Annotated in this window: 11 protein-coding genes; all 11 read left to right on the top strand. The window is 67.4% G+C overall.

The window, feature by feature from the left end:
• Positions 1-119 precede the first annotated feature (119 nt).
• The 11 genes from PV768_RS15570 to PV768_RS15520 all read left to right on the top strand — a co-directional run bounded on the left by PV768_RS15570 (position 120) and on the right by PV768_RS15520 (position 13478).
• Positions 120-1730, top strand: coding sequence for a UDP-N-acetylmuramoyl-L-alanyl-D-glutamate--2,6-diaminopimelate ligase (locus PV768_RS15570; RefSeq protein ID WP_421093483.1), 1611 nt, complete (start codon positions 120-122; stop codon positions 1728-1730).
• Positions 1731-1736: 6 nt separating this feature from the next.
• Positions 1737-3203, top strand: a complete 1467-nt coding sequence (locus PV768_RS15565) for a UDP-N-acetylmuramoyl-tripeptide--D-alanyl-D-alanine ligase (protein WP_321215925.1) — start codon at positions 1737-1739, stop codon at positions 3201-3203.
• Complete coding sequence (gene mraY / locus PV768_RS15560) at positions 3200-4309, top strand: phospho-N-acetylmuramoyl-pentapeptide-transferase (RefSeq protein ID WP_321215926.1); 1110 nt, start codon at positions 3200-3202, stop codon at positions 4307-4309. Before PV768_RS15565 ends, mraY begins: the two co-directional genes overlap by 4 nt.
• Positions 4291-5865 (top strand): UDP-N-acetylmuramoyl-L-alanine--D-glutamate ligase, encoded by a 1575-nt coding sequence (gene murD / locus PV768_RS15555; RefSeq protein WP_421093462.1) that lies wholly within the window; start codon positions 4291-4293, stop codon positions 5863-5865. Before mraY ends, murD begins: the two co-directional genes overlap by 19 nt.
• A 2-nt stretch (positions 5866-5867) precedes the next feature.
• Entirely contained in the window at positions 5868-7208 is a 1341-nt protein-coding gene (gene ftsW, locus PV768_RS15550; protein ID WP_157238509.1) for a putative lipid II flippase FtsW, read from the top strand.
• Positions 7209-7214: 6 nt separating this feature from the next.
• Positions 7215-8315 (top strand): undecaprenyldiphospho-muramoylpentapeptide beta-N-acetylglucosaminyltransferase, encoded by a 1101-nt coding sequence (gene murG / locus PV768_RS15545; RefSeq protein WP_421093461.1) that lies wholly within the window; start codon positions 7215-7217, stop codon positions 8313-8315.
• Positions 8312-9688, top strand: a complete 1377-nt coding sequence (gene murC, locus PV768_RS15540; RefSeq protein WP_421093460.1) for a UDP-N-acetylmuramate--L-alanine ligase — start codon at positions 8312-8314, stop codon at positions 9686-9688. Before murG ends, murC begins: the two co-directional genes overlap by 4 nt.
• Entirely contained in the window at positions 9681-10637 is a 957-nt protein-coding gene (locus PV768_RS15535) for a cell division protein FtsQ/DivIB (RefSeq protein WP_421093459.1), read from the top strand. The genes murC and PV768_RS15535 overlap by 8 nt, the downstream gene beginning before the upstream one ends.
• 183 nt (positions 10638-10820) lie before the next feature.
• The gene (ftsZ, locus tag PV768_RS15530) at positions 10821-12056 is read left to right on the top strand and encodes a cell division protein FtsZ (RefSeq protein WP_321215930.1); all 1236 of its coding nucleotides are present in this window, start codon (positions 10821-10823) and stop codon (positions 12054-12056) included.
• Between the two features lie 8 nt (positions 12057-12064).
• Complete coding sequence (locus PV768_RS15525; RefSeq protein ID WP_421093458.1) at positions 12065-12754, top strand: polyphenol oxidase family protein; 690 nt, start codon at positions 12065-12067, stop codon at positions 12752-12754.
• Complete coding sequence (locus tag PV768_RS15520; protein ID WP_421093457.1) at positions 12747-13478, top strand: YggS family pyridoxal phosphate-dependent enzyme; 732 nt, start codon at positions 12747-12749, stop codon at positions 13476-13478. The genes PV768_RS15525 and PV768_RS15520 overlap by 8 nt, the downstream gene beginning before the upstream one ends.
• Positions 13479-13555 lie beyond the last annotated feature (77 nt).

Below are 13555 nucleotides of genomic sequence, written 5' to 3'. Positions count from 1 at the left end.
CCACTAGCACCATCGGAGATCCCTTGTCAGAGTTCAACCCGTCCCACCATCATGCAGCCCCGCAGGGACAAGCCCCGCAGGGACAAGCACAGGACGAACAAGCACAGGACGAACAAGCCCTGCAAGGACCCGCACGGCTGGGACCGGACCAGCCCCGCTTCCGGCCGTCCGCCGTTGATGCCGTCCGGCTGGACAGCATCGGCGAGGCGGTCGGCGTCGTAGTTCCGGGAGCCTCCGCTGACGTGGCGGTGACCGGCATCTCCCTGAACTCCCGGACGGTTGAACCGGGTGACCTGTACGTCGCCCTTCCGGGCGCAACCCGGCACGGCGCCGACTTCGCTGCCCAGGCCATTGCGGCGGGAGCGGCGGCCATTGTGACGGACGACGCCGGTGCCCGCCTCCTGGCCTTGTCCTCCGACACGTCGGTTCCGGTGCTGGTGGTCGATGCCCCGCGGAACGTGGTGGGCCCGCTGTCCGCCATGATCTACCGGGGCAGCCAGGAGGGGGCGGCGCTGCAGCTTTTCGGCGTGACGGGCACGAACGGCAAGACCACCACCACCTACTTCATCACCTCGCTGCTGCGGTCGCTGGGCAAAAAGCCGGGCCTGATCGGGACCATCGAGATCCTGGCCGGCGGCGAACCGATTCCGAGCCTCCTGACCACGCCGGAGTCCCCGGAAGTCCACGGGCTGCTGGCACTGATGCGGGAGAAAGGACTTGCTGCGGCCGCGATGGAAGTCTCCTCGCACGCCATCTCCTACCAGCGCGTGGACGGAGTGCAGTTCGACGTTGCAGGGTTCACCAACCTCACCCAGGACCACCTTGACCTGCACCACACCATGGAGGACTACTTCGCCACGAAGGCCGAACTGTTCACGCCCGCCCGCGCGCGGAAGGCCGTGGTGACGGTCGACGACGAATGGGGGCGCCGCCTCGCAGCCAGCACCCAGGTGCCCGTCACCACGCTCGCCACCGTGCCCGGGAACAGTGCCGACTGGACCGTCACGGAGGCAAAGCCCCGCGGGCTTGGCACGGAGTTCACGCTCAGCGGGCCCGGCGGCACTGTCCTGACGGTCCACACGGGGCTTCCCGGGAGCTTCAACGTTGCCAACGCAGCCCTGGCCGCGGTCATGGTCCTTACAGGCGGCGTTGACGCCGCTACGCTGCAGGCGGCCTTGGATGCGGGCGACCCCTTCACGGTGGCCGTCCCGGGGCGCATGCAGCTGGTCTCCGAGCGGCCGGCCGCCGTGGTGGACTTCGCACACAACACGGACGCGCTGGCCAGGGCGCTGGAAGCCGTCCGGTCGGCCGAACCGGAATCCCGGCTGATCGTGGTGTTTGGCGCCACAGGCCAGCGCGACCAGGGCAAACGGCCGGCCATGGGCGCGATCGCGGCCCGGCTTGCGGACACCGTGATCGTCACGGACGACGACCCCCACGACGAGGACGCCGCAGCCATCCGCGCCGACGTCCTCGCAGGGGCGCTGGAAGCCCGGGCCAGTGAGTCCCTGCCCTGCGAGGTGCTGGAGGTTTTCCCCCGCGACAAGGCCATTCAACGAGCCGTGGAACTCGCCCGGCCACAGGACAGCATCCTGGTTGCCGGTCGCGGCCATGAAGTATGGCAGGAGGTGAAAGGCGTCAACCTCGCACTGGATGACAGGGTGGAACTGCGCAGCGCCTTGACAGCCAGGGGATTCAACGTTCTCCAAGACGACCGGATAGAGTCCTAGACCGAGATGATTGCATTTACCGCGGCGGAAATCGCCGACATCACTAAAGGGCGCCTGGACGCCGATCCCGGGATCACGCCTCTGTCGGTGGTCACCGATTCCCGCGAAGCCACGCCGGGATCGCTCTACGTCGCAAAACCCGGCGAGTATGCGGACGGACACGACTTCGTCGAAGCCGCCTTCACCGCCGGTGCCAGCCTGGCACTAGTGGAGCGCCCAGTGGCAGCACCGGACGGTTCGCCGTATCCGTCCGTGGTGGTTCCCGACGCCGTGCTCGCGATGGGCGCGCTGGCCGCGGAAGCCGTCCGGAGGATCCGTGCCGCCCGCGCGGAGGCCAACGAAGAACTGACTGTCATCGGCATCACCGGCTCTGCCGGAAAGACCACCACCAAGGACCTGCTTGCCGGCATACTTTCCCGGCACGGCGCCACTGTGGCGCCGCGGGGGTCCTACAACGGTGAAATCGGAGTGCCGCTCACCGTCTTCACCGCCGGAACCGACACCCGCTACCTCGTGATCGAGATGGGCGCCACCGGCATCGGCCACATCAGGTACCTGGCCGAGATGGTCAGGCCTGACATCGGAGTGGTGCTCGGCGTCGGGACAGCGCACGCCGGCGAATTCGGGGGAGTGGAGAACATCGCCCGAGCCAAGGGCGAACTCGTGGAAGGCCTGGCAGCCTCCGGCACAGCCATCATCAACCTCGACGACGAGAGGGTGGCGGACATGCGCGCACGCACCTCCGCGTCCGTCGTCGGCTTCTCCGCCGAAGGCCGGCCCGGCGCCGGCGTGCAGGCGCTCAATGCGGACACCAACGCGGAGGGCCACCCCGAATTCGAACTCCTCCTTCCCGGTGCGGACACGACCCACCACGTCAGCAGCCGCCTGATTGGTGCCCACCATGTCAGCAATTTGCTGGCAGCGGCCGCAGCCGCGTGGGCGGCAGGAATTCCCGGCCCGGACATCGCCGCGGCCCTCAGCGGCCAAACGGCAGCCAGCCGGTGGCGCATGGAGCGCACCGAGCGGGAGGACGGCGTCACCATCATCAATGACGCCTACAACGCCAACCCGGAGTCAATGCGCGCGGCCCTGCGCACACTCGCGGACCTGGGCCAAGGAAGGCGCACCTGGGCAGTTCTGGGCGCCATGCTCGAACTCGGCGAGGATTCCATCCGCGAGCATACGGCCGTGGGCACCCAGGTGGTGCGCCTTAACATTTCCCGGCTAGTGGTAGTGGGCCGGGAAGCCCGTGCCCTCTACGTATCCGCCGTCCAGGAGGGCTCCTGGGGTGACGAATGCGTCTTCGCCGAGACCGCCGACGACGCGTACGAGCTGCTGTCAGCGGAACTCAAACCCGGCGACCTGGTGCTGTTCAAATCATCCAACAGCGTGGGACTTCGCCATTTGGGCGATCGGATAGCATTACCCCCACAAACCCCGCAGCCCGCCGATGAAAGGAGCACACAGCTGTGATTGCACTTTTGATCGGCGCCGGACTGGCGCTCCTCTTCGCCCTGGTGGGCACGCCGCTGTTCATTCGGCTCCTGGTCCGCCGCGGCTACGGCCAGTTCATCCGAGACGACGGCCCGACCTCCCACCACACCAAACGCGGAACACCCACCATGGGCGGGACCGTCGTGGTGGCAGCGGTCCTTTTGAGTTACGGCCTGACGCACCTCATCATGCTCATGGTGAATCCGGATTCGCCTGGCCCGTCCGCCTCCGCCCTGATCCTGCTGTTCCTCATGGTGGGGATGGGGCTTGTCGGATTCCTGGATGACTTCATCAAGATTTCGCGGCAGCGCAGCCTGGGGCTCAACGCCAAGGCGAAGCTGATCCTGCAGGCAGCAGTGGGCGTCATCTTCGCTGTGCTGGCCCTCAACTTTCCGGATGAAGACGGCCTCGCGCCGGCCTCCACCAAAATCTCCCTGGTCCGGGACCTGCCCTGGCTGGACCTCGCCTTCGGCGGAACCGTGCTGGGCGCCATCCTTTTCGTCATCTGGTCCAATCTGATCGTCACTGCCGCCACCAACGGCGTAAACCTCACGGACGGCCTTGACGGACTGGCAGCCGGGGCCTCGGTCATGGTCTTCGGCGCCTATACGCTGATGGGCATTTGGCAGAGCAACCAGGCCTGCGGCTCGCCCCGGGAAGCCGGCAGCGGGTGCTACCAGGTCCGGGACCCCCTGGACTTGGCCCTGCTGGCCGCCATCATGAGCGCTGCCCTGGTGGGATTCCTTTGGTGGAACACCTCGCCGGCCAAGATCTTCATGGGGGATACCGGCTCCCTCGCCATTGGCGGTGCGATCGCAGGTTTTGCCATCCTTTCCAGGACGGAGCTGTTGCTGGGGATCATTGGCGGACTGTTCGTCCTGATCACGCTTTCGGTGATCATCCAGGTGGGTTATTTCAAAGCCACAGGCGGTAAACGCGTCTTCAAGATGGCGCCGCTGCAGCACCACTTCGAACTGAAGGGGTGGGCTGAAGTGACCGTGGTGGTCCGGTTCTGGATCCTCGGCGGGCTCTTCGTCGCCGTGGGCCTGGGAATTTTCTACGCTGAATGGGTTGTGCTGCTGTGACCGTTTCCCCACGCCTCCAGGAGCTCGTGAGCTGGGATTCAGACTGGGCCGGGCTGCGGGTGGCAGTCACCGGCATCGGCGTGTCAGGGTTCGCCGCCGCTGACACGCTGATTGAACTCGGTGCCCGCGTGGTGGTGGTTGACGCCGCCACCAGCGATACAGCGAAAGCCCACGCTGAAACCCTGAAGATCGTCGGCGCCGCCGACGTCCTGCTCGGCGATGATGCAGTGACGCGCCTGCCAAAGATCGACGGCAAACTTCCGGAGCTGATCGTGACGTCGCCGGGCTGGCGTCCGGACCAGGCCCTGCTGGCCGCTGCTGCGCGGGCGCACATCCCGGTATGGGGCGACGTTGAACTCGCCTGGCGGGTGCGCGTGCGGGAGGGCCGCAAGACAGCGGACTGGCTGGCCATCACCGGAACCAACGGAAAGACCACCACGGTGGGACTTACCGAATCCATGCTGCGCGCCGCCGGACTGAAGGCCATCGCCGTGGGCAACGTGGGTACGCCGATTCTGGATGCCATTCGGGACCCGGTCGAGTACGACGTTTTCGCCGTCGAACTCTCCAGCTTCCAGCTGCACTGGTCGGAATCCCTCTCGCCGGTGGCCAGCGTGTGCCTCAACGTCGCCGAGGACCACGTTGACTGGCACGGCTCCTACGACTCCTACCTTGCGGACAAGGCCAAGGTCTACGAACGCACCCAAAAAGCCTGCCTCTACAACGCCGAGCAGATTGAAACCGAGCGGATGGTGGAAAACGCCGACGTGGTGGAGGGCTGCCGGGCCGTCGGTTTCACTACCCTCACCCCCGCCATCAGCATGCTGGGCGTGGTGGAAGGCCTGCTGGTGGACAGGGCATTCATCGAAGAGCGAAGGGACAGCGCCGCGGAACTTGCCTCGATGGCCGACCTTGGCGCCATTGCACCGCGGCACATGGTGGCCAACACACTGGCGGCCGCAGGCCTGGTACGCGCCTACGGCGTGGAGCCCAGGGCCGTGCGGCAGGGGATCCAGGACTACGTGCCCGGGAACCACCGCATCCAGCCGGTGGCCCGCCACAACGGAGTCCTGTGGATCAATGATTCCAAGGCCACCAACCCGCATGCGGCCGCCGCTTCGCTCGCTGCATTCAGCAACGTCATCTGGATCGCGGGAGGACTCTCCAAGGGTGTCACCTACGACGACCTTGTGCGGGAGCACGCGCACCGGCTCAAGGCGGTGGTCCTGATCGGAACAGACACTTCCGCGCTGGCCGGCGCCCTCTCGCGACACGCACCCGATGTCCCGGTGATCCAGCCGGCGGCGGGTGACACTGAACAGGTGCAGACTGCTGCAACAGACGGCATCCAGGCCGGTTCCCCCCTGGCCGGGAAACCGGTGATGGCCCGGGCGGTTGCGTCAGCAGCCCAGCTGGCCGGTTCCGGCGATACTGTGCTGATGGCCCCGGCAGCTGCTTCCATGGATCAGTTCTCTTCCTACGCTCACCGTGGTGACACTTTCATCGAAGCTGTCCGCGAGCTGGTGGAAGGGCAGGCCCAGACCGGCGAGGAGTAACAATGGTCAGCACGCCAACACGCCCGCCTGCCCGGCAGCAGGCCGGCAAGCCGCGTCCCGGCTCCTCGGCATCGCCGGCCAGCCGGCCCGCCACTGCCGTAACCCGGCTGCGGGCCGGCTACCGCAAGTTCTGGTCGGCGCTGGAAGGAACCGGAACTTCCCGGAACGGCTCCACCTACTACCTCATCCTGGGATCCACCCTGGCGCTGACGGCGATCGGCATCATGATGGTGCTCTCTGCGTCCAGCGTCGAGTCGATCGCCGCCGGCAAGTCACCCTACGGCGATGCCCTAAAGCAGGGGATGTTCGCCGCAATCGGCATCTTCACCATGTTCGTGCTGTCCCGCATCAATGTGGTGTGGCTCAAGCGGCTCGCATGGCCCGCCATCATCGGCGCCGTGGTCCTCCTGGGACTGGTGCAGCTTGTGGGTGCGGAGGTCAACGGCAACAAGAACTGGATCGACCTCGGCGGCATCACCTTCCAGCCGTCCGAAGCGTCCAAGCTGGCCCTCGCCCTGTGGATGGCTACCGTTTTGGCCAGGAAGGGAAAGCTCCTCAGCCTCTGGCAGCACGTCGCGGTCCCTGCCGTCCCGATGGCCATCATCATCGTGGTGCTGGTCCTGGTGGGCAATGACCTCGGAACGGCCATGATCATCATGATGATCACGGCTGCCGCCCTCTTCTTTGCCGGGGCACCCCTGTATCTTTTCGGTATCGCAGGCCTGGTGGCCGCCGCCGGAACGGCGGTCATGGCTGTGACCAGTTCAAACCGCATGTGCCGGATCACTTCGTGGTGGACCGGCGAGTCCTGCGCCGACGGCATCGACGCCAACTACCAGGCCACCAACGGGCTCTACGGGCTGGCGTCGGGAGGCTGGTTCGGCGTTGGGCTGGGGCAGAGCCGGCAGAAGTACAGCTGGATCCCCGAAGCCCACAACGACTTCATCTTTGCCATCATCGGCGAGGAACTCGGCCTGGTGGGGACCGTCGTCGTCCTCATCCTCTTCGCCATCCTGGGCGCCGCGATCTACCGTGTGGTAGTGGCGCAGGCGGACATGTTCCACCGCGTGCTGGCCGGCACCATCATGGTGTGGCTGCTGGGCCAGGCCACGGTCAACATGTCCGTGGTGACCGGCCTGATGCCCGTCATCGGTGTGCCGCTGCCGTTCATTTCCTACGGCGGCTCGGCGCTGCTGATGTCGCTCTGCGCCATCGGCGTGGTGCTCTCCCTGGCCAGGGAGCAGATGGCCCCGTCCATCCGGCCCAAGCGGATGCTCAAGTTCAAGGCCAAGCCGGCGCGGAAAGACGCGGCCCGGAAGAAGACTGCAAGAAAGCGTGCCTAGCCCTCCATGACCTCCAAAACCCCTTCCATCGTCCTGGCAGGCGGCGGCACCGCCGGGCACATCAGCCCGCTGCTGGCCATCGCCGCCGCCCTCCGGAGCGCGTCTCCCGCTGCCGCCATCCTTGCCGTCGGCACGCCGTCCGGGATGGAAACCAGGCTTGTTCCGGCTGCAGGAGTGGAGCTGGCGACCATCGACAGGGTTCCGTTCCCACGGAAACCTTCGGCTGACCTGGTGCGGCTTCCCGCCCGGCTCGCCGGCGCCGTGCGCCAGGCCGGAGCCATCCTGGACAAAGCGGCTGCGGACGTCCTGGTGGGCGTCGGCGGTTACGTGTGCACGCCCATGTACCTGGCTGCCCGCAAACGGCGCATCCCCATCGTCATCCACGAGGCAAATGCCCGGCCGGGCCTCGCAAACCGGGTGGGTGCCCTGATGACCCACAGGGTGGCCGTCGCCTTCGCCAACACCCCTTTGCGCCATGCAACCCACGTGGGAATGCCGATGCGTTCCGAGATTTCCGGGCTGGACAGGGCCGCGGCGCGCACCGCCGCCCGGGAGGCCCTGGGCCTGGACCCGGCACAGCCGGCGCTGATCGTCACCGGGGGATCCTCCGGGGCGCAGAGCATCAACAGGACCATCGCCGCCGCAGTGGACCGCCTTGCCGGCGCGGGCATCCAGACCCTGCACATCACCGGGCGCGGCAAGACCGTCCTGGACGCCGCCGGCAACCCCCTCGCGGCTGACGGCTACCGGCAGGTGGAATACATCGACGGCATGGAGCTTGCCTATGCCGCGGCGGACGTACTGCTGGCCCGTTCAGGTGCGGCCACGGTATGCGAGGTTGCCGCGGTGGGGGTACCGGCAGTCCTGGTGCCGCTGCCCATTGGCAACGGCGAGCAGGCCCTGAACGCTGCAGGACTGGTGGCTGCCGGGGGCGCGATCCTGGTCAGCGACCGGGACTTCACGGCCGAATGGGTGGACAAGGAGCTGGTTCCGCTGGTCACGGACCAGCCACGGCTTGCCGCAATGTCAGCCAGTTCCTACCGGCTTGGCATCCGGAACGCCGATCAGCGGATGGCTGATCTCATCCTGGAAGCGGTGAAAGCATGAACCACGCCAAAATTCCGGCCCTTGAATCGCTGGGCAGGGTCCACTTCGTGGGCATCGGGGGCGTCGGCATGTCAGCCGTGGCCAGGATCATGGTGGCCCGCGGCGTTCCGGTCAGCGGCTCCGACGCCAAGGACCTGCCGGTCATGGCCGACCTCGCAGCGGCCGGTGCCCGCATCGCCGTCGGATATGCCGCCGCGAACCTTGGTGACGCCCAGACGGTTGTGGCCGGCTCGGCCATCCGCCCGGACAACCCGGAGCTTGTTGCGGCGAGGGAAACCGGCCTGCCGGTGCTGCACCGGTCCGAGGCGTTGGCGGCCACCATGGGCGGCGACACGGTGGTTACCGTGGCGGGAACCCACGGCAAGTCCACTACCACCTCCATGGTCACCGTCCTGCTCCAGGGCGCGGGCCTGGACCCCTCGTTCGCCATCGGCGCCAATGTCCCCGCGCTCGGCGTCAACGCCGCCCACGGAAGCTCCGGGATCTTCGTGGCGGAGGCCGACGAGTCCGACGGATCCTTCCTCAACTACCGGCCCAGGATCGCCGTGGTCACCAACGTGGAGCCGGACCACCTGGACCACTACGGAACGGCTGGAGCGGTCTACGAATCCTTTGACCGGTTCACCGCGCTGCTGCCCGCCGACGGGGTGCTGGTTGCCTGCGCGGACGACGCCGGCGCGCTGGCCCTCGCCGAAAGGACCCGGCAGCGGGGCACCACGCGCGTGGTGCTTTACGGAACCGGAGAGGGTGCGGACCTCCTGCTGCACGACGGCGGTCCCGGCGACACAGCCGTCTCCACACCGTCGGGCCGCTATCCGCTTGACCTGCAGGTGCCAGGGCGGCACAACGCGCTGAACGCGGCGGCCGCCTTCGCTGTCGCCCTTGAACTGGGAGTTGACCCCGGCATTGCGGCCGCCGCCCTGGCGCACTTTTCCGGTGCCTCCCGCCGCTTTGAGCTCAAGGGCGAGGCGAGGGGAGTGCGGGTGTTCGACGACTACGCCCACCACCCGACGGAAGTCCGCGCTGCCCTCGCCGCAGCCCGCTCCGTTGCGGGGGACCACAAGGTACACGTCCTCTTCCAGCCGCACCTGTTTTCCCGCACCCGGGAGTTCGCGCAGGAGTTCGCCGATGCCCTCAACCTGGCCGACACCGCCTTGGTCCTGGACATCTATCCCGCCCGTGAGGATCCCATCCCGGGTGTAACCAGCCAGCTCATAGCCGACCACCTGGATGAGGGCGGCCGGCTGGTGGCGGCCGGGGACGCCGTCGCACTCCTGGCGGCTTCCGCCGCGGACGGGGATATCGTGTTGACCGCGGGCGCCGGTGACGTCACCGCGTATGGACCGCAGATCGTAGAGGCCCTGCGTGGCTAGCACCCGCCGGCCCACCTACACCTCCACCGGCCGGTCCGGCGGAGGCGGTGGAGGTGGCGGGGACGATGTCATTTCGGCGTCCCGGAGTGTCCCCGAGCCTGCTCCCGAAAAACCGCAGAAGCCGAATAAGCCCCGGCAACCCGCAAAAGCGGTCATCCGCGGTTTCGGCCGTGGCAACGGTAAGGGGAACAAGGCGGAGGCCCCGGCGCCGTCCGGGACAGCCGGGGCGAACGTGGTGGCTTTCCCCGAGCCGAAAGGGAAGCGGCGGAAACGGAATCTCCTGACGGCGGCGGGCATCCTCGTTGCGGTTGTGGCGGGGCTGCTGGCAACGGCCATTTTTTCCCCGGTCCTGGCTGTCCACACCATCTCCGTGTCCGGGACGCGCCTGCTGACGCCTGCCCAGGTGCAGGCCGCGCTGGAGCCATTGCAGGGGAAGCCATTACCGCAGGTCACCGACGAAGAGGTGGCCCGGCTGCTGGAACCGCTGGTCCAGGTCAAGTCCGTGTCCGCGCAGGCGAGGCCGCCGTCCGGCCTTGCCGTGGCTGTGCGGGAAAGGGTGCCGGTGGCGCTGGTCAAGCAGGGGGAGCAGTACCAGCTGGTGGACGTCGACGGCGTGCAGTTGGCTGCCACGGCCGATCCTGCCTCGGTGTCGCTGCCGGTGATCGACGGCGGCGCGGGCACCATCGGCCAGGATCTCTTCCGTGCCACGGCCGCAGTCCTTGGCGCCTTGCCGGCAGACGTGCTGGCGAAGCTGTCCAACGCCTCCGCCCAATCGGTGGACGCGGTGGAGCTCAAGCTCGTGGACGGCCAGACCATCATCTGGGGCAACGCCGGCGAAAGGGAACTCAAGGCCAAAGTGCTGGCCGCGCTCCTGAAGGTTCCGGCCGACCCCAAGAATCCCGTGAGGGTCTACGACGTGAGCGTGCCCCGGCACCCGGTGACCCGCTAACGCTTTATTTTCCGGTATTAATCCGACACGCGGAGCCGGTTATTGAATGTGGCAACCAGAGGAAATACCGTCACAGACATGAGTTACTTGACATAACTATAACCTTCAACTCGAAGGTTAAGGTTGCAGGCTTCAAGCTCTCCATCAGTTTTCGCAATAAGACACGAACAAGGGACACGTAACGTGGCAGCTCCGCAGAATTACTTGGCCGTCATCAAAGTCGTCGGCATCGGCGGCGGTGGCGTGAACGCAGTCAACCGCATGATCGAGGTCGGCCTTCGAGGTGTTGAATTCATCGCCATCAATACCGACGCCCAGGCCCTGCTCATGAGCGACGCGGACGTGAAGCTCGACGTCGGACGCGAGCTGACCCGCGGGCTGGGAGCAGGTGCCAACCCCGAGGTGGGGAAGCAGGCCGCCGAGGACCACGCGGACGAGATCGAGGAAGTCCTGCGCGGCGCCGACATGGTCTTCGTGACGGCCGGCGAAGGAGGCGGCACCGGCACCGGCGGCGCTCCCGTCGTCGCCCGCATCGCCCGTTCCCTGGGTGCGCTGACCATTGGCGTGGTCACCCGCCCCTTCACGTTCGAAGGCCGCCGCCGTGCGGGTTCCGCAGAAGCAGGCATCGACGCCCTGCGTGACGAAGTCGACACGCTGATCGTGATTCCCAACGATCGACTCCTGTCCATCAGCGACCGCAACGTTTCCGTGCTGGACGCCTTCCGGTCTGCCGACCAGGTGCTGCTGTCGGGCGTCCAGGGCATTACGGACCTCATCACCACCCCGGGCCTGATCAACCTCGACTTCGCGGACGTCAAGTCCGTTATGCAGGGTGCGGGCTCCGCGCTCATGGGCATCGGCTCCGCGCGCGGCGAGGACCGGGCGGTCAAGGCTGCCGAACTCGCCATCGCGTCCCCGCTGCTGGAGGCCTCGATCGACGGTGCCCACGGCGTCCTGCTGTCCATCCAGGGCGGTTCCGACCTCGGCCTGTTCGAGATCAACGAGGCCGCGCGGCTGGTGCAGGAAGTTGCCCACCCGGAGGCAAACATCATTTTCGGCGCCGTGATCGACGACGCCCTGGGTGACGAGGCCCGGGTGACGGTCATCGCTGCCGGCTTCGACGACGTCAAGGCCACTTCGCCCTCCATGGACCAGTCCCAGCCGCAGGTGGCGCCCCAGCGGCCCGCCGCTCCGGCCGCTGCTCCCGCCCCGTCCCAGGCGCCGTCCGCCGGCAGCCACCAGGCGCACGTCCAGCCTGTCCATGCAGGGGTAGGTGCAGGCCTCAGCAACTGGGGGCAGCAGCGCCCGTCCGCCGTTCCGGCTGACTCCGGCTTCGATGTGGACCTTCCCTCCGTGGTGGAACCTGACCTGACCGGCAGCCACTCGGATGACCTGGATGTCCCCGACTTCCTGAAGTAGGCCGCGGCTTGTTCCATTGGCGCGCCGAGATCCTGCCCGGGGTGTCTGCGGCGTTCACTGACACCGGTGCCGGAAACCTCGCACTCCACGTGGGCGACGACCCCCTGGCAGTGCGGCGGCGCCGTGAACAGCTGGAGGCTGCCACGGGTATCGGGCCTGACGGCCTGCGGTTCATGAACCAGGTTCACGGAACTGCCGTTGCCGTGATGGAGCACGCCAGCGTGGCTCCGCAGGCCGACGCCATGGTTTCGCGCGGGCTGCCGCTCGCGGTGATGGTGGCCGACTGCATTCCGGTCCTCCTCGCCGGCGAGTCCGCCGACGGTCCGGTCCTGGCCGCCGTGCACGCGGGGCGGCCAGGCGTGGCCAACGGCGTTATCCCCGCGGCCGTGGACAGCATGAGGTCCTTGGGAGCTTCGGGCATAAAAGCCTGGCTTGGGCCATCCATCTGCGGCAGCTGCTACGAGGTTCCTACGGCACTGCGGGATGAGGTGGCCGCCCTTGTGCCCGCGACGCGGTCCACCACGTCCTGGGGTGCGCCGGCACTGGACCTGCCGGCCGGCGCCCGGAGCCAGCTGGGGCGCGCCGGGGTAGACGTGGAGTACGCCGGTCCGTGCACCTTAGAGACGAACTCACTCTATTCATACCGCCGCGACAGGAACACGGGGCGTTTCGCCGGCTTGGTCTGGTGCCATGGGTGAGCCCGGCAGGGATCCACGCACCGCCGAGCTGGCCGGCCGGCTGGAAGCGGTCCGCGGCCGGATCGGTGCTGCCGCCGCGGCGGCTGAACGTGGGGACCGGCTGCCCACACTGATCGTTGTCACCAAGTTCCATCCGGTGGAGGATATCCGGCGGCTCGCGTCCCTCGGCGTCACCGACGTCGGGGAAAACCGCGACCAGGAGGCAGCCGGTAAAGCGGAACTCCTGGCCGACTGCGGGCTCACCTGGCACTTTGTGGGACAGCTGCAGACCAAGAAAGCCAAGTCGGTGGTCCGCTATGCCGCCGCCGTCCATTCGGTGGACCGGCCCCAGCTTGTGGATGCCCTGGCCAAGGCCATGCGGATCCAGCAGGACAGCACGGGACGGGCGCCCCTGGACTGCTTCATCCAGGTCAGCCTGGAAGAGGACGCCGGTGCCCACCGGGGCGGCGCCGCCCCGTCCGAGGTGCCGCTGCTGGCCGACCGGATAGCAGCAGGGGAGGGCCTTCGCCTGGCAGGCCTGATGGCCGTGGCCCCGCTTGGCGCTCCGCCCGGGCCCGCCTTCGAGAAGCTTGCCGGGCTTTCGGCCCTGCTGGTTGCACAGCATCCCGGTGCCACCGCCATCTCCGCCGGCATGAGCCAGGACCTTGAAGCCGCCATAGCCTTCGGAGCGACACACCTGCGAATCGGTTCCGATATTCTCGGATCGCGTCCCCCGGTGGGGTAGCGTCGGTCCTATTGGAAGTGATGGGCGGGGGACTCCAGTGCTGTCAAGTCATTGGGCGGCCCGCATACGGGACACGA

Origin of the sequence: Pseudarthrobacter sp. CC4, assembly GCF_048957775.1 — a bacterium.
Lineage (GTDB): Bacteria > Actinomycetota > Actinomycetes > Actinomycetales > Micrococcaceae > Arthrobacter.
The sequence above is the reverse complement of the archived record's forward strand: the minus strand, read 5'-3'. Positions and strand labels throughout refer to the sequence as shown.

Coding starts and splice junctions, on each gene's coding strand:
- PV768_RS15565 (WP_321215925.1), top strand. CDS start 1,737: ATGATTGCATTTACCGCGGCGGAAATCGCCGACATCACTAAAGGGCGC.
- murD (WP_421093462.1), top strand. CDS start 4,291: ATGGGTTGTGCTGCTGTGACCGTTTCCCCACGCCTCCAGGAGCTCGTG.
- ftsW (WP_157238509.1), top strand. CDS start 5,868: ATGGTCAGCACGCCAACACGCCCGCCTGCCCGGCAGCAGGCCGGCAAG.
- murG (WP_421093461.1), top strand. CDS start 7,215: ATGACCTCCAAAACCCCTTCCATCGTCCTGGCAGGCGGCGGCACCGCC.
- murC (WP_421093460.1), top strand. CDS start 8,312: ATGAACCACGCCAAAATTCCGGCCCTTGAATCGCTGGGCAGGGTCCAC.
- PV768_RS15520 (WP_421093457.1), top strand. CDS start 12,747: ATGGGTGAGCCCGGCAGGGATCCACGCACCGCCGAGCTGGCCGGCCGG.